The organism is Pseudobacter ginsenosidimutans (assembly GCF_007970185.1).
GTDB classification, from domain to species: Bacteria; Bacteroidota; Bacteroidia; order Chitinophagales; family Chitinophagaceae; genus Pseudobacter; species Pseudobacter ginsenosidimutans.
In genome coordinates, this window is sequence record NZ_CP042431.1 from 6,373,615 (window position 1) to 6,391,194 (window position 17,580).

Here is a 17,580-nt window from a genome sequence, read left to right on the forward strand (position 1 = left end):
CTTTTTGTTTTTTTATTTTACAGATCAACAACCTGAAGCAGATACCTGCTTAACGTACAGATTGTATAAAGAAGCGGGGATCATGGATTCCACGATCAGCATTTCATGTCTGTCTTTCGGCATGAATAAACTGAATGAATACACGAAACAATTTTCGATAAGGAGTTTCACCAGGCTATCACCTTCCCTGTACAGTTTTTCTGCGAGGGTAAAACATCGCTTTGCGAGATTCATATTATGGTCTTCCACAGCATGGCGGGTAAGATCAGTAAAGGAATTCATGGCCACATAAATTTCCAGGGAAGCTTTTGCAGGCATACAGGTTTGTTGCAAGTCGGGTATTGTTGCTTTCAGCAATACCGGCACTTCATAACGGGTGATCATAGTTGTAAGTTATGCGGGGTATATGCCAAAAAGCGGGCCTGCGGGAGATGGATCGGATGGAACAAAGGAGGGACGGGCATTTTCATGACTGTATTGAAAACGCCCGCCCTCTGTAAGTATGTCGATTCGATAAAAAGTTTTTCATTTTGGAAGGGTCATTCTGAGCGAAGGCCTTCAACCGGGTCACTACCGGCTGCCGCCCATGTTTGTGGAATGATGGTGAACAAGCCCGCTCCCAACAGGAAAAGGAAACAGAACACGACGTTCAGAAATCCAAAATTGACCCTTTCTGCAAAATTGAAGAGGAACATATAACCCAGCATATATCCCAGCGGCATGGCTATCAATCCTGCAATGAACAATAATCTTACAAAGCCCGATGATAAGATGCTGATCAGTTGTTTCCGGTCTGCCCCGATGATCTTCCTGATCGTGATTTCCTTTTTTCTCGTTTCGATGGTATGGATCACAATGCCCAGCAATCCCAAAGTGGCAATCACAACAGCAATGAAACAGAGATAGGCCAGTAAGGAAATGGTTGCTCCCTGCGAATAGTTGCGTGTATATTCTTCATCCAGCCAATTGATCCGGAATGGTTGCGATGCAACGCCTGTCTTTTTCCAAACTGCCTCCACCGCGGCTTTCAACTGTTGCCTGTTGGTTTTGGGCGAAGCAACGGCGAACAATGTATTGGCAGATCCGGGATTGAATCGCAATGCCAGTGGTGTAACGGCTCTGCCGGTACCTTCGAAATAAAAGTCTTTGATCACGCCGCAAACATTCAGCCGGAGACTATCGTTGACATGTAATGGTTGGCCGATGGCGGCATCGGGATCCTGAAATCCCATGGCTTTTGCTGCCTGCTCATTAATGACGACAACAGTTTCAATATCGTTTCCGGCAGATGGTGTAAAATTCTTTCCTGCCAGTATTTTCAATTGCATCAGTGGAATAAAATCCGCATCTGCATAAATATATTTCAGGGTGAAAGAAGATTGTTTTTCATGATGCCAGGCATTGCCTGCTGCTCCCCGGAATTGCGCACCCGGATTGGCTGTACTCAGGGATACTGCTGTGATGCCACTCAGTGAGCTGATCTCTTTCTGAAGCACAAGGTTATTATTGCCCGAAGTGGAAATGGATACAACATCCTTTAGTCTGAAACCGGGATCCAGTTTGGCCATATGATCGAACTGTCTGTAGAAAGTAACCAGGAAAATGATCATCACCAGTGAAAGGCTGTACTGGAATACGATCAGCGTTTTCTGCAGCCCTGCCTTTCCTATGATTTTCAGCGATGCAAAGTTACGCAACACTTTCAGCGGCGTAAAAGAGCTAAGCAGCCATGCGGGTGAAGCTCCTGCCAGCAGACCGGTAAAGATGGCAAACGCCAATGAGCACACGATGATCACTGAATTATAGCTGAACGAGGATGGGATGAATTCATAGCCATCGTTAAATGGCGCATACCTTACCAAAAAGCTTACGATCAACCAGGCAAACAATAAAGCCAATAAAGAGAGCAACATCGCTTCCGCAATACATTGGAGAAACACCTGAGCGCGGCTGGCGCCGATGATCTTCCTTATGCCGATCTCTTTCGCTTTTTTCAAAGCTCTTGCAATTGTAAGGTTGGTATAGTTGAAACAGGCCGCCAGCAAGATCAGCAGAGCAACGCCGCATTCGGTCAGCATCTTGGACCAGGAACTGGCTCCTCCCATTTCATTCAATAACCGGTCCTGCGATGGAGTGATATCATTGAATGATTGCAGATGAAATGCAACATGCATGCCCGGTTGCTGACGGTTCAGCATAGCCGCAGTACTATTCAGGTGTTGGCGGAATGAGGCGGCAGCAGATGCATCTTTCAATAAAACATAATTATAGCTGGATTGAAATGCGAACCAGTTCGATAGCTCAATGGGATTGGTAGCGCTGAGACTGCTCATGGACGCATAGGCTTCGAAGGGAAAATGCGTTTTGCCAGGCGGTTCCTTCAATACTGCGGTAACCGTAAAGGTTTGTCCCGATACCGTACTGATCAGCTTGCCCAGCGGCTCTGCATTGCCAAAGAGCTTTTCCGCAGTGGACCGCGTGAGCACGATGGAATTTGGTTGCTGAAGTGCCGTAGTGATATTCCCTTTTTCCGGTTCAAATCCAAAAACAGTAAAAAAGGACGGATCGGTATAGGCGCCGTTGATATTGAATTCCCTGCCATCTGATTGGATCAGTCCATTGAGTACCGGATAGATATTAACGGCGGCTTTAATTTGTGATGAGTGTTGCGTAATATCCGCATGAAGCGGTATGGGTGAGCTGGCCATCTGATAGACCGTACCATCTGCTTTTTTTACTTCGGTGGTGATACGATAGATCAGTTGTGAGTTGGGATGGAATTGATCCCAGGACAGATCATCCTGCAACCTGATCATGATCATCAGGCCCACCGTCATGGCCAGTCCAAGTCCAAATACATGGATAAAGGAACTTAATTTGTTCCTGGTGATGGTCCTTAAGGCCGATCTGAAGTAGCTTTTGATCATAATGCTGTTGTTGTAACAATGGATAAAAGTATAAAGAGCTAACCTGGTGCCAGAATTCTAAACAATTCAGACGCAATAAACTAAACTTTACAGTAAAATAATTACTGTTCGATCCTGATACAATCCCTATCCGTTTTTAATGCACCGATATTTGCAGATATTGGCTGAAAGCCCCGTTGTTGCTCATGAAAAAAATAATGAAGATTTATGAGCGTAATTATTTTATCCTATATTTAGACCCGTATTAAGCCAGCCCAGCTTAACCCTAAACCTTAGTAAATGAAAAAAACTTCACTCGCCTAACGCTCAGCAATACCCTACGCTGAGATGATTCCCACCTGTTATACATCCCTTGTGCAAAGTAGATCCGGATCATGTTCGGGATTTACCAGGTGCATATAGATCAAATCATTCAATTAACGGACAACGCCGAAATCCATAAAAGTCAGGCGGAGTGTGCTGAAAATCCTGAAGAGTAAGCATAAGCATTAACCCCAAACCAAGATTTGCATGAAACGAGTAAAGAATGCATCGTTACTGATGTTATCTGCTTTGTGCATTGTTTTGCTGACAGCCGCCATTCCTGTTGGTAAATCAGAACCCGTTAAGCCCGAAAACCTGCAGAAGGCCATGGCTTCACTGAAAGTGGCTTCCGCTGATGGTAACATTTCCTACAAGGAACTGAAAACGATCGCTACTGAAGCAAAAGGCGCGAAACTGACCCTGAAAGAAAGGATCGGCCTGAAACTTTTTGGTAAGAAGATCACTTCCAAAACCGATGCTCCATTCACTGGCGCCAATGCTGCCGGAAAATCGCAACTGATTGCGCTGATCCTTTGCTTCTTCCTCGGCGGTCTGGGTATCCACAGGTTCTACCTGGGTTACACCTGGCAAGGCGTTGTACAGCTGCTTACACTGGGTGGCTGCGGTATCTGGGCGCTGATCGACTTCATCCGCATCATTACCGGAGACCTGCAACCGAAATACGAAGATTACGAAACTACTTTGTAATCCGGTTGCGCCCTAAGGGCTATCGAATTTAATCGGGGAGCAGTCGCTCGCAACTGGCGAGTGCCTTTATTTCGTCGCCTCCGGCGACACAGTGCTCGCCTCAGGCGAGCAAATATCCGTCACTCGCGGGGACGCGAGCGACTGCTCCCCGATTTTCAAAGAATCCCCTCAACATGAAATTCCGTTATTATTATACTATCGTCAAGCTGGCCATCATTGTACTGGTGCCCATTACACTGATCCTCCTTCCTGCAGATTTCTTTGATCATGGAGAAAGCATCTGCGCCAGCCAGCTCTTCTTTGGCATCGAATGCCCTGCCTGCGGCCTCACCCGCGGATGTATGCACCTCCTGCATTTTGAAGCAGAGGAAGCATTTGCATACAATATGTGGTCATTCGTGGCCCTGCCTGCTATTTCCATTTTCTGGCTTGTATGGGGGATCAAAGAGCTGAAACGCTTCCAGAAAATGCGCCGCCAGATGCAGGCGAGCCCCGGATTGTAGATTATTGCGGTTTCTCCTTATTTTTAAGCAATGAGCGGAGCCGCTATCCTGCGATTTTTTTCCCTTTTTCTACTTTTTTGTGCGAACCAGCTGTTCGCGCAGCCACTCAGTTTCCGTCATCTTACCACTGCACAGGGATTGCTGAGCGATCAACGGATCCACCTGGCAGAAGACAGGATCGGCCGCATCTGGATCGCTTCCGATGAAGGCGTGAATGTTTTTGATGGACAGGAACTCATCAGCTACAGTTATCCGGATAATTCAGGATTACTGCACAATAACGTCACCAGTATTTTCTGCGATAGCAAGGGCACCATCTGGATCAGCCATAATATGGGGGTTCAGTATCTGCTGGAAGGTGAACAATCTTTTCATTCGGTGACCATGCCCGGACCGGTAAATAACGAAGGACTGATCTTTGCAGAGATCCCGGGAGGGATACTGATTGTGTCGAGGTCCGGCAGTTTCCTCATCAACAATAACTACCGGTGCAGTGTAGCTGAAGGTCTCACCGCTTTGATACAACAATTCAAAGTGCCTACCTGCATGGAACAGATCAGTGGTGATGAGTGGCTCTGGGGTTGCGTTGACAGTCTTCGTGTAGTAAACGTACGCACGCAAAAAGCAATTCGCTCCTATCCTTTCCCCAATTCCTGGGCGCTATGCCGCGTGACCGGTGATCAATGGATGGTGGGCAGTTTCTCACGCGACGATCTCGCTTTGCTCTCGCTCAGCACCGGGGAGCTTTCGTATATCAATCACTGGAAAACAAACGACAATAAACCCATCGGCGCATATGCTGGCGCCATCCAGCGAATAGACGATCATCGTTTCGCCCTTGCCAGCAGGTATTTCGGCGTATATATCATCGATATAAAAAATCAATCCGCCGAGCATCTGATGCATGATGGTGGCGATGCCAGTTCTATTCTTACAGATTATTGCCGCAGTTTGTTTATCTCCCGCGACGGCACATTGTTTGTGCATAGCCGCGGGCTCAGCTACTCTCCCATCAAGGCTTCCAGGCTGCGCGCTGTTTCACAGCTCAGGGATAAAAATGGATTTCGATACAGCGCTGTGGTGAATTGTTTCTTTCAGGATCATCAGCAGCGATTATGGATCGGCACCAATGCAGGATTGTATCAGCAGGATAAAAATGGAAATCCTGGTAATACTATCCGTTTCCTGGTGGAGGAAGATGGGGAGCAGCGCGCCAAGACCATCCGCCATATTGCGATGGATGCAAAGCAAAGGATCTGGGCCGGCACATTCGGCGCAGGTTTGGGAAAACTGGAAACCTCTACATTCATTCCGGCATTCAACAGGGCTGCTCCCGATGCTCCTAAACCTTATCCATCGGATATCTATGCTATCATTCCCTATGAAAATAAATTCCTGCTCTGCGCTAATTATGGATTCACATCTTTCGATCCCCTAACCGGAAAAACAGAATCATATGTTGATCACCCTGCATTAAGGGCAATTGCCAGGCATCGTACTTTCTATGCATTGATAGATTCACGCGGCAACTGGTGGCTGGCCCAGCGGGAAGGATTATTTCACTACAATACCTATACACGCCAGCTTACCACTGTGCCGGTACCCGGACAACAGGGCGATCAAAGCATCCAGACCGTAGCGGAAGATAGTCTGGGTAACGTGTACGCCGGCGGCTTTACCGGCTTGTATATTTACCGCAGCGGTTATTTCAAAGACCCGCTGATCATCCGCAAGAATGATGGACTGAGCAGCAGCAATATCACCGGCCTGATCTGTGATAAGAAAGGCGATATGTGGATCATTGGCAATCGTGGACTGGCGAGGTATCGTCCGGTTACCCGCGAACTGCAAAGCTTTGATGAGAAAGATGGATTACTAGCCGGTAATCATAAATTCTCATCTTATTATTTATCGCCAGACGGAACGGTGTATCTGGGGTCTGAAGATGGTTATAATTATTTTCATCCCGATTCACTGGGCGCAACTGCACCGCCATTGAAAGTCTATATCACTGAGCTTGTATTGCAGGATACATTGATCAATACGATGGCGATGCAGGAGCTGCATCTCCCCTGGCATCAGAATAATTTACAGTTCGGGTATTTATCGGTTGATCACAAAACAGGTCCGTATTTGCAATACCGTTATAAGCTAACCGGGCTCGATAGCAGTTTTGTATACGCAGGCCGACAAAGAACTGTCCGATATACCAATCTGAAACCCGGCGATTACACTTTCAATGTGGAAGTGTCTGCCAATGGAAAAGACTGGTTTGCGGCAAAGCCGCTGGAATTGCATATCGCGATCGCCTTCTGGAATACGATCTGGTTTCGGGTACTGGTCCTCGTTGGATTGTTGTTGCTTGCGTATACCTGGTATAGTTTCAGGATCCGGCAGGTGCGAAATCAGGCGCAAATGAAGGCCGATTACGAGATCAGGTTGAATGATCTTGAGAACAGCGCACTAAGGGCGCAGATGAACCCGCATTTTATTTTCAATTGTCTGAATACGATCAATGCGTTTGTGAGCAGGAACGAGAAAACACTGGCGAATCAGTATATCAGCAGGTTCAGTAAGCTGATCAGGATGATCCTGGATCACTCGCGGCAAAGAAAAATCTCATTGGAGGAAGAGTTGGAGGCATTGGAATTGTATTTGCAGATCGAGCAGGTGAGATTTGAGGGAAGATTCAATTATTCTATTATTGTTGATGATTCGATTGATACGGGGAATACCGCTATTCCGGGTTTGCTGATCCAGCCTTTTGCCGAGAACGCGATATTGCATGGGTTGTTACCGGCTAAGCAACCGGGCTTGTTGAAAATCTCTATTTCTAAAACAGACAATCTCATTTTGATTGCAGTTGAGGATAATGGTGTGGGAAGGGCTGCTGCAGCAGCATCTCGCGCGGATCATCAGGCTTTACAGAAATCACATGGAACGGATATTACGTGGAAACGCGTTGCGTTATTCAATAAGGAGCATGGCGTGGAGATTGAGCCTGTGGTGGTTGATTTGTTTGATGAAGATGGGATAGCATTAGGTACGCGGGTAGAGATCATGCTTTTTGAAGAGTCAGAATTATAAAATCTGGATTTCTTCGTGATTAGAGGGAAGACATTTAATAATACGAGGCTTCCTTTTTCTAGCAGTATGTAATTCATAAGATACGGATGGTCACAGACAGTAACATTGAATTTTCAATCATAGTTCAAATCCGCACAAACATTCTGTTTCTGCCTTTCATTTACACATTTCCTTATAATAAATAGTTAAGATGAATAGATGCAGTTAGAACTCTGATTTTCCTTGTAGATTTTCATTCTTCGCTTTCAAGGCCTAATTTAATCATACCTTTTTTTCGCAGTGAAATAAAACATCACAATTAATAGAATGAACATTATTATTCCAATGCATGTTACCCAATATAGTTCATTCCTAATTATTGAAACCTTCTCCGGATTTTTTATACTTATTAACAAAGCAACAGTATCACCTATTTTGTATTCTTTCTTTTCATTCACTCCAAGAACTTGAATAGTCTTTTTAGCAATACCTTTATACTCATATTGAATAATGCACTCATAGCTATCACCTTCAAATGTGGCATTCAATTTAGAATCGATTATGCTGCCTTTTATGTGATCCACAGGTAATAATTCAAAATATATAAAATCAGATATAGAATCTGATGAAGTTAATAGAAGCAAAATTATAAAGCCAAAAATCCCAATAAAAATTGATCTAGACCTATTTCTTTTCATATTCTGATTCTAAAGAGGATGATTTAGACCACTTTTGCTGGTAGTTATTGTCTTCTTTCTAGCAGTAGTCTTAAATTCGATTCCAGGTTTAGTTGATGCTCCAATTTTCAAATCAAATTTACCGTTGTCAGGGTTCACAGAGTATTGCAATTTAAAAGCACCCAATCTGAAATTCGTTACTGATTCATTAGCAGTTGTCCCAGCAACAGGAGCAGCCCCTGAACTCATAAATGACACATACCCAAACAATTCACCGTCAGGCCCAACACTTAAACCGGGGATATTTTTTCCTTTTTTGAATCCCCCGCTTAATTCGGATGATCCACTGATGGAAGCATTAACATAATTATTATTATTTTCATCACCAATGTATCTTAGTGAGAATGTAGCTTTTGCTTCAGCAGATAATTCGTTAGTATTTCCTCCTACAGGAACTGTGGTGCTCATTTTACCGATAGTGGCAGATGCATCTATACCAAAAGCAGCGGCCTTAACTCCAAAGTCTGCTAATTTAATGTTTTGGGGACTCCATTTTGAAGTCATTATAGTTCTCATAATTCCATTTGTATAGTGGTCATAGGATATCTTTTTCGCTCCTTTAACATCCTCCTCCTTATAAGTATAATTATTAAAATTAGGATTAAGCCAAGCGGAAAAGGTATGCTGTGTAATATAAAGTGTACCCACTCCAGATTTCATTCCTGTAAACTCTGGGGGAACGCTTTTTAAATAAGTATTGAATTCCGCGTCCTTACTAGTATACACTTTAACCTCTCCGTTTTGTTCGTTATTCTTTAAAGGACTAACTACTATCTTTTCTTCTTCCCCATCTAAATCAACAGCAATAATAGGCTTGTTCCCAGCAAACTGATATGGAGTATACCAGGGAAAATCCTTTATTAATGGATCAACACTTAAAAATTTCCCCAACCTCGCGTCATACACCCTCATTCCATAATCTTGCTGCAGTCCATCTCCCTCCTTCACCTCATTATCATTCTCCTTTCCATTAAACCCAAATCTATAATTACCCAGCGACCATTTCCTACCCGGCATTTGCATACCAAAAGCATAATAATCCGTTACTGAAAGTAACTCTGCTCTAAAATAGTCATTTATCCCATTATTGTCTTGATCTACTGCAATCTTCCTATCATTAATTGTAGCTAGGACATTTCCCAAGTGATTGGTCAATTCATATACGCGTTTCCCTTCAATAAATGAATTAGGTCCGTTCTGCTGGTATTGCCAGTCCTGAGTTACTGTGATTTCGGGTGTCAATAAACCCAACCGGTTACTTCCATACAAATGTTGTTCTGCCCAGCTCAATATTCCTCCTTGACCACCATTTCCGGATAGAGCATCATAATTATAAACTGCAAGTACATTCCCCTGAGGGTCACGAACGTAGTAGGTTCTTTTTTCAGAATTGTTTGAGCTTTTCCAGACTCTGTTTCCCGTTGCATCATATTCATATTGAATTACATTATTAGCCTTCTGAATACTATTAATCTTACCATACGGAGTCCATTTAATTTTTTCAAGTCCTTCAGCAACATCACTGATCAGGTTTCCAATTTTATCATACTCATGATTATCAACTGACTGATCATCGATATCAACATCAAAGGCCGAAGCTGAAATTTCATCGTCTACATGCCTGAGTTTATTATTCAATAAATTCCCCTTCGCATCTATGTTATATTGATAGGCCAGATCATCCATTTGAGTTGCAGCAGAAGCATTACGAAGGAAAGTGAGGATATTCCCATTGGCATCGTAGGTGATTGACTCCTTGTAATCATCCGTTTCACTTGTCTTATTCCATATTGAGCCATGTCCTGTCGGCAATCCCGTATGCTGACGCATTGTCAATAACCTGTTCAATTGATCATATCGATAAGTATATCCTTTGGCAGCACCTAAAATTTCTGGCGCCATATGCACAGTTGAATTACTGATATTACCATTGTATAATGGCGCTCCGGTTCCTGCATAAGGTGTTTGAGCAGGGAAAACTTCAGGCTCAAACTTTCTGGAAATTGCATTCGCATTGGATCCCCCTATTGGAGCATAATCTCCATTGAAATATCCCAGCGTAAACGCCAGCTCATCACGACTGAAGTTTTTTGCTGCGGAGAAAGTAGTACCATCACCTCCCATATCTTCTCCCGGAATCAGATCCTTTCCATTAATGGCTTTCAACCACCCACTCAATGTATAGGCATAATCGATACCCTGCACTTCATTTTTACCCAACTCTACTCTGGCAAGTGGTCCGTGCAAATAATATGAATACCTGGCTTCGAGATTCCAGGTGCCGCCATCCCTGCTCGTCAATGCCGATTTAATCCTATTATCTGCATCATATTCATATTTATAAAAGAACTGATCTCCCTTATCTTTCTGATAAGTAAGCATATTCACCTTGCCGCTTACCAGATCGAAATCATATTCAAGTTTTTTGATTCCAGTTGTATTATCGAGGGCTTTCAACTCACCAATTTCCTGGTAGACAGTTTTAGCGTTGCCGGAAATATCATAAGAAATATAGGTTGCATTGATTTTCTGCGCAGATCTGGTTTCCCTGAAAATGCTGGCAGACACTCTATGCCGGAGGTTTTCTAATATGGCACCTGCAGGAGCCTCAACAGGGTTAGCATCATATACTGTTTGAGTAAGAGACTTGTCTGTACCCTGAGCATACCAGTTATAAAGTTCTGTTTGATTGGAAAGATTGATAGTTGTAATGTCAATTCCGGCAGTCTTCTCTCCTACCTCCCTGATCCTGCCCAAAGCATCATACTTTGTGAAAGAATATCTGTTAGTTGGATCTGCAGGATCAGTCGGCACCTTTTGCTCACTATTTTGAGAAGCAACCAACCTGCTCAATTTATCATACCAAAACTCAGTAGTACCACCATCAGGAGAAACCTGTTTGATCACCTTATTAAAACTATTGAATACATAGTTGCTCGGTAGACCGTGTTGCGGCACAATAAACCTGTTCACAAATTCATTCGTACTGCCAGCTCCTGTTGTTGTTTCCGATCCCGGTGCCGGAATATTAAACCTTGCCCACAGATCCATGGGAGTACCTGCTGGTAATCCCACAGGAGATAAACAGGAATTCCGATAATTTGCAGCAACCTCACCATCGCTAAGTGACCTATTGTACAACCTTACATGCTTCAATACAGCCAGATCATCATCCGGAACCGTAGGCCCGGGAGCTATTTCCCAGGAGAAAGGATAGGTAGGAGCATTTGCAGGATTGCTCAACGTAAGTTTCTTACCATCGAGATACAAAGTCCATTCAGCAGTTGTAAAATCAGTTGATTGAGCCACCAGATGACTCCAGGTCTGAAGTGGAATATGACTCACATCAGCCACCGCCTGATTGGTCAACGTAATATTCAGAGCTGCTCCGTCAACTTCCAAAGTATACAGCTCAACCCATAATTTCTGATCATGGATCGCAGCCTGGAACATGTATTGACCATTGGCTGTTACCCACCGTACTTGCCTGTCTGTACTATTTTCTCCGGAATACAACCACATTTCAAGCGACTTACTCGTCTGTGCGTTCCAGAGATTTCCGATACTGGTAAGAGTAGCCAATTTATCAGTTGTTGTTGGTATACCAGTTCCATCGCAGTTTGCAACAGGAAAATTACGGAACTCATCTACCTGCTCACATTCTGCATCGGTCAGGAATCTTACACCTTCCGGTGGTATTGTTTTAACCAGGTTTCCGCTCTGATCATAATAATAAAGCGTATAATGATATTCTCTCAAAGTTCCATTTATACTTGCAGAAGCCTCATTGGACAAACAAGTAGAAATATATTTATTCCTGAATTTCTTTCTTTCCTGGGTGATATAATAGTCATACTCCTGCCCTGCTCTTTCATAGGCACGTCTGAGAATGTCTTTAACGCAGACCATGTCATATTCCATGAGCAATGGAGATGCCGGCTTATTATACAATACAGCGGTACCCGGACATTTACCATCAAAGGAAACATATTCGCTAAAAGACAATGCATATCCCAATCCCTGGTTAAGGAAACTGGTATAAAGCAACGTATACAAAGGATGGCTAAGTGTCATTTCAGAATTGAAGAAGGTTCCAAAAGACGTTTTCAAGCCACTTACTCTGGAACAATCAACAAACAGATCATCCTGATTTGTAACCACCCTGGTAAATACCGCTGGTAATATAAGCGGCGCATTCATGTAGCGACAAATCGGAGTAACACTACACCTGCTTTCAATGTCCAGCAATTCCAGCTCCGTAAGATGATAATCATCCTCAAGTTCCTGCTGCAGATATTGGTGGAAAGTTCCGCTAAATCCTGATCCCTGATATCTTGTTTTTAGCGTTGCAATATTCGAGCATATAGTAGTACTTAAATCACCTGAATTCTGGTTTTGCCAAACAGGGTATTTATCGTACGGATAAACGCCTTCCAGCAAATAATGTGAGAATCCTTTCTTCACTAGTGTACTACCAATGATCTCATTGAACGCCTGTTCAAAGCTACTATGATTGAAAGATGACAATACCGATGGAGGCAATGTATTCACAATCCGCAGCGCCTCCGGATCATTAGTTATTGAATTGAGATAAGCAACAGCTACAGCTTTAAGTGCATTCACCAGGTTATTTATGAGTACATCATCAATTCCACTGAATGCAGGTACTTCATTCCGGATGTCGATAAGTTTGATCCTCCACGCAGGCACCCAATCGGAATCAATTTCTTCCAAAAGCTTCAGTCTCAGGGTGGCAACAACTTCAGAAGGTGTAGGGCTTGTAGCAGGAGCAACCTGTGTTACGCATGATAGAAAACTTTCCATATTTACGTACTCGTAGAAAACTCTTTGTACACTAGCATAGTCAGCCCGCCTCGGATCTGATGCACATAGAGAAGGAGGAGTACACACCAATGGCTCTGCAATTATCGAGTAAACACCACCCGGTCTCGCCGTGCATACGGGGCCACCAGAAACACATGACCTGCCAGCGAGCCTTGCTACTTCCGTACCTATTTCTTTTTCCGTTTCTCCTGGCTCAAAAACAAAAGTTATTATTTCGTCGGCGACTCCACTTTGCGTTCGCTTTACCCTGACCGCAACACGTTTCGTCACGGCCCGGGTATGTATCTTATTTTATAATGATGACGTTGATACATACAATCTCCTTCGCATTTGGCCTGATCGGAAGTACCGGTGATTTGGAAATCACTAGAAGAAGGACATGGTCCTGCCGGAGCACAACCACCAAATTGCGACAATTCAAGCCCATCGGTACCAATAAAACAATTTGTACAATTGGGCTTTGCCAGCGCCTTTACAAAAGCTACATGCTGTGATTTCAATTGCAGATAGAAGTTCCGGTACATTTCCCATTCCATCTGTGTAGAACGACAGGTGTTTGCCGGGAGATTACATGTCCAGGAGGCAATAAAGTCGGAATGTGTTGCAGTTGTAGCTCCAGGCTTGCAATAAAGCACCCAATCTACCATTCCGATAATACTCTTATCGGTCATGTAAACATTGGAAGCATTTTTCATCCGCATGTTCATGGCCTTGCTGTATGCAGCCAGGTCATTCGACATCAGCTGAAACCTTGATGCACCAGCACCACCATTTGCAAAGAAAGGGTCCATTGACAATAGCTTATTAGGTGTACGGTTGTAATACCCTTTATCTATTGCTTCCTGTCCGCTTGTTATGTATTCTTTGATCGTTCTGTCAAAATTGTAACTGCTCTCATTGCTCATACACCATTCGTAGCTGCAATACTCCACATGATGCTTAACCAGATCATCAGCCCATTCAGGGTGAACAATGTACTCCCTGATCAAATCCGAGATAGATAAACTTTTCCGTGAAACCTGAGTACCTGCAGCAGAAATAAACTGTAAATCCGGAGTATTGGTCTCGTAAAACTTAGGAATAAGATTGATGTTCGGCATTACAAGGCTATACACACCCTCATTGGTGACATCATATTGCGCATACTGTCCTCCTGCTTTTACATGCTCCTTCATCTGCAACAAGTATACCTCGCAGGAATTGGTAGCTTCACAGGAAATCGCATCGCAATTGGCTTTCAGTTCAACATACATTGCGTTGATCCGTGCTTCAAGCGCAGCACCGGCCGTACCAGTTAAGTCAATCCCCTCAAATGGGTCCTTTCCTAAAATCTCTTTCACTTTTGATCTGAACACTTCCTGAGTACCCAATGTTTTACAGGATTCACAACTGGAATAGCAGCCTTTCAGATCCAGCTTGTTTAGTTCCTGTTGAAAAAAATACTGCAGTTTCAGCAAATCAGAGTTATTCTGAATATAGTAATCAGTATGGTACTTGATTTGTTGCTCGCTTAGTTGTAATGTGTATGTAACAGTGTATTCACCGATTTTTTTCACATTCAAGTTGAACGAACCTGCAATCCTGGGTGGCTCCGTTTTGCAGGTAACATCATTCAGGGTAAAGGGAGGAGCAGTATGCGTCTCAACCACTTCTCCGCAGTCATTTTTCACCTCAACTAGGATCTCATAATAACAATTGCTGCAGAACTGCTGCTCTGGCGTACCATGTTTGGTAACAACAGACAGCGGATCCACATTATAATAGACAGTGAAATCACCATTGGTAGTTGCGAGATAAACAGATGAAGCCTGCATCTTCAATTCAGAAGCGTTACGCTGAAAATCACTATTAGCAATGATCCTTTGCGTTAAAGTCGATTGCGCATCGGGTTTGGTGCTGGATGGCAATGCCTCCAAATTTAGTGGCGCAGCACCAGCCAATGCAGTAGCAATAGTCTTACCCTGCGCGTTGACGTAGGTGACACTGATCTGCCCATTGGGATCCACCACCATGTTTTTCAAATAATGGGATGCAATTCCAACCTCAGAGCCAAAAAGCCTGTCAAGCTCTTTTTGAGATGGCTTTCCATAATAATAATCGGTACTATGACCTTTTGAAGTTTCCGAAGGCTGAAACTGATCTCCTACACCCCAGCTGCGCTTCACTCTTCCGGAATTATCTGCTGTGTACTGTGTTAATGAATATGGTTTCTTACCTGCATCAGGAACATATTTGGTGAAAGGATAGTCCGCATCATTGAGGAATTCATTATTGCTGGAATAATATCTTGAAGCTCCGCTTCCTACGCCCATCATAGCTGCTCCCGGGCCGCAGATCTCACTTGTTGAAGACGTCAGTATGATATCCTTATGACTATATGCGGAGCCATTATTATTCTGATTAAAATCAGTGTAGAATCCAAGGCTGCTATTCTTTGTTGGCGCAGGTAAGACCTGCATTGTTGGCCTTCCCAATACATCGTATATGGTTTCTGCAACAGTTGCTGTAGGAGTTAACGGTCCATTTTCAGTTTTTTTAGTACCATCGCTGTTCATCAGCGTCACAGCCTGCCGCTCTTTTTGTGTACCATCAAAATAAGTAATGATTTCTTTCTTCTTTCCTTCTTCGGCAAATGCGGCAGTATATTGATAATTAAGATCGGCTTCATGAGGAGTTTGTATCTTATAGCAGACTGTCTTATTACTTCCATTCCTGTAGACCCAGTTGGTAGTTACACGCATGGCCGGATCAATCTGCTGGTGAGCACCGCGAATCCTTACAAGCAGATAGCCTTCAGCATACGGAAGACTAATAGTGTATTCACTCGCCAACTCTGTTGTAATTGTTACCCTTGTACTGTTATTGCGCATCAATTTTTCAACTACAGCATCCGGAATATCAAAGTCTCCCTGAGGTGAAGTGTAATCCACTCTGATTTTTTCCGCGTCGAAAGTTTCTTTATCGATATAAGTCCATTCGAGATCCAATTCTGTGGATCCGGGAAAATCTGCCTGGGCCCATGTGATACTTAATTTTCTGTCAGCTATTGGTGTGCTGCCGATTGAGAAAGTGGAGATATTCCCGGATGGGTTATCGGTCACTTCATTTATTTCCAAAGCGCCTGTAACCACCGGGGAAAACGGATATTTTCTGTCTACCGTTATCTGATTCTTCACCCTGAAGATGGCGGGGATGTTTTCACCCCATTCAGGAGACGTAATGGAGTTGATCACTACTACCACCTTGAATGCATCTTTGAACTTGTATTGAGCAATGGTTGGATAGGAAGATCCTTTTGCTGTATCATATTTCACAACAAGGTCCACATTACTGATTTCTTCGGGAGTATTCTGGTCCCTGCTCGTATAGTACTTGATGGTCACGTTCAATGAGCAGGTAAAGGAACGGTTGTAATAGTAAATAGATGTATCGTGCCTCAGCTCAAAGCTTACCAGATTATTTACCGAAAGATGAGTCAATTGATTCCACTCATTCAATGGTAGATTCCTGAATTTATCATCGATTACAACACAGGAGTCATTTTGCTTCAGCTTTCCGCTCAGGGTCTGCAAATAGGATTCATTTGCATTCGCTGTAGCAATAAAAAGCAACTGGCAAAGAAGGATAAGTATAAAGGATAATCTGGTTGCACGTAACATAGGTAATGCTTACTTCTTGATTGAAATAAATTTTCGTCTGCGATCTCTAATTGTTGATCACTTCCAATGAATAATCCTGCTCCCGGCCTATAAGCGAGATCTGTCCATTCTCCACAGCAATGATCTTTTTGATCTCTTCTTCCATTTTGAGCTCCACGGCTGGCAAATGAGCGTATTCAATTTTAGTGACCCAGAAATTATCTGGTTTCCTATCATTGAACTGGCTTTTCCACCATTCTATTTCTACACCTTTCATATTGTAGGTAGCGGGGTCGTAAACAATCGTGTATTTTTTTATTTCCGGGTTCAATTCACTTTGCATAGTGAGCCTTCTTTCGCGATCATCACCTTCCACCTGTCCGGCAATTCCCAACTTCTTTTTATCAGGCGAAAACGATTCATCGATATGCGGAAATACCTGCGGACCATAGTTTCCCTTGACGGCTTTGGAAAGAATGGCCATCTTATTGATATGATCAACCTGCAGCATCATTGTTCCGTCGCAATAATATCGCACATCAGAAACGGAATAATAGAACTGATTCCCTTTGTTTTGAATAACAGTTGTACTCTGCTCTTTTATCTTGTCAGGATTTTCTCCTTCATAAAGTTTTATTGTGCCCTGAAGGTTCAGGCCGGTTGTTTGTTGCAAATGCTGGTAGCGCTGAACAAGCTTTTCCCATTCGGAATTGGCGTCAGGCAATTCTATTTTTGCCATTTTTTCTTTACCCAACCATCCTTTCCCGATCACCACGGAGCCTGTTCCTATAAGCAGAACAGCCAATACTGCTATCGATATTTTATGTTTCAGTTTCATTTGGCCAATGTTTAA

Annotated in this window: 9 protein-coding genes; 3 read left to right on the top strand and 6 right to left on the bottom strand. The window is 43.4% G+C overall.

The window, feature by feature from the left end; genetic code table 11:
• Positions 1-24 precede the first annotated feature (24 nt).
• Both FSB84_RS24995 and FSB84_RS25000 read right to left on the bottom strand, forming a co-directional pair.
• Positions 25-384, bottom strand: coding sequence for a DUF7674 family protein (locus FSB84_RS24995; protein ID WP_130540574.1), 360 nt, complete (start codon positions 382-384; stop codon positions 25-27).
• Between the two features lie 155 nt (positions 385-539).
• On the bottom strand, positions 540-2,927 hold the full coding sequence (locus FSB84_RS25000; protein ID WP_130540575.1) for an ABC transporter permease: 2,388 nt from the start codon (positions 2,925-2,927) through the stop codon (positions 540-542).
• A gap of 510 nt (positions 2,928-3,437) precedes the next feature.
• Here FSB84_RS25000 and FSB84_RS25005 point away from each other — a divergent pair.
• The 3 genes from FSB84_RS25005 to FSB84_RS25015 all read left to right on the top strand — a co-directional run bounded on the left by FSB84_RS25005 (position 3,438) and on the right by FSB84_RS25015 (position 7,528).
• Positions 3,438-3,938, top strand: a complete 501-nt coding sequence (locus FSB84_RS25005; RefSeq protein WP_225979883.1) for a TM2 domain-containing protein — start codon at positions 3,438-3,440, stop codon at positions 3,936-3,938.
• A 173-nt stretch (positions 3,939-4,111) separates the two neighbouring features.
• Positions 4,112-4,441: a DUF2752 domain-containing protein gene (locus FSB84_RS25010; RefSeq protein WP_130540576.1), complete on the top strand. Its 330-nt coding sequence runs from the start codon at positions 4,112-4,114 to the stop codon at positions 4,439-4,441.
• 30 nt (positions 4,442-4,471) lie between these two features.
• The gene (locus FSB84_RS25015) at positions 4,472-7,528 is read left to right on the top strand and encodes a ligand-binding sensor domain-containing protein (protein ID WP_130540577.1); all 3,057 of its coding nucleotides are present in this window, start codon (positions 4,472-4,474) and stop codon (positions 7,526-7,528) included.
• 257 nt (positions 7,529-7,785) lie between these two features.
• On the opposite strand, the gene FSB84_RS25020 is transcribed toward FSB84_RS25015, so the two are convergent.
• The 4 genes from FSB84_RS25020 to FSB84_RS25035 are packed head-to-tail and all read right to left on the bottom strand — an operon-like array spanning position 7,786 to position 17,565.
• Positions 7,786-8,205 (bottom strand): DUF3592 domain-containing protein, encoded by a 420-nt coding sequence (locus FSB84_RS25020; RefSeq protein ID WP_130540578.1) that lies wholly within the window; start codon positions 8,203-8,205, stop codon positions 7,786-7,788.
• Between the two features lie 9 nt (positions 8,206-8,214).
• Positions 8,215-13,359: an RHS repeat domain-containing protein gene (locus tag FSB84_RS25025; RefSeq protein WP_147122355.1), complete on the bottom strand. Its 5,145-nt coding sequence runs from the start codon at positions 13,357-13,359 to the stop codon at positions 8,215-8,217.
• Complete coding sequence (locus tag FSB84_RS25030) at positions 13,356-16,748, bottom strand: hypothetical protein (RefSeq protein ID WP_147122357.1); 3,393 nt, start codon at positions 16,746-16,748, stop codon at positions 13,356-13,358. The genes FSB84_RS25025 and FSB84_RS25030 overlap by 4 nt, the downstream gene beginning before the upstream one ends.
• A gap of 46 nt (positions 16,749-16,794) precedes the next feature.
• Positions 16,795-17,565, bottom strand: coding sequence for a hypothetical protein (locus FSB84_RS25035; RefSeq protein WP_130540580.1), 771 nt, complete (start codon positions 17,563-17,565; stop codon positions 16,795-16,797).
• Positions 17,566-17,580 lie beyond the last annotated feature (15 nt).

What these genes read in the sequence shown, in the direction of transcription:
- FSB84_RS25035 (WP_130540580.1), bottom strand. Translation starts at nt 17,565, where the DNA reads ATGAAACTGAAACATAAAATATCGATAGCAGTATTGGCTGTTCTGCTT.
- FSB84_RS25010 (WP_130540576.1), top strand. Translation starts at nt 4,112, where the DNA reads ATGAAATTCCGTTATTATTATACTATCGTCAAGCTGGCCATCATTGTA.
- FSB84_RS24995 (WP_130540574.1), bottom strand. Translation starts at nt 384, where the DNA reads ATGATCACCCGTTATGAAGTGCCGGTATTGCTGAAAGCAACAATACCC.
- FSB84_RS25000 (WP_130540575.1), bottom strand. Translation starts at nt 2,927, where the DNA reads ATGATCAAAAGCTACTTCAGATCGGCCTTAAGGACCATCACCAGGAAC.
- FSB84_RS25030 (WP_147122357.1), bottom strand. Translation starts at nt 16,748, where the DNA reads ATGTTACGTGCAACCAGATTATCCTTTATACTTATCCTTCTTTGCCAG.
- FSB84_RS25015 (WP_130540577.1), top strand. Translation starts at nt 4,472, where the DNA reads ATGAGCGGAGCCGCTATCCTGCGATTTTTTTCCCTTTTTCTACTTTTT.
- FSB84_RS25020 (WP_130540578.1), bottom strand. Translation starts at nt 8,205, where the DNA reads ATGAAAAGAAATAGGTCTAGATCAATTTTTATTGGGATTTTTGGCTTT.
- FSB84_RS25005 (WP_225979883.1), top strand. Translation starts at nt 3,438, where the DNA reads ATGAAACGAGTAAAGAATGCATCGTTACTGATGTTATCTGCTTTGTGC.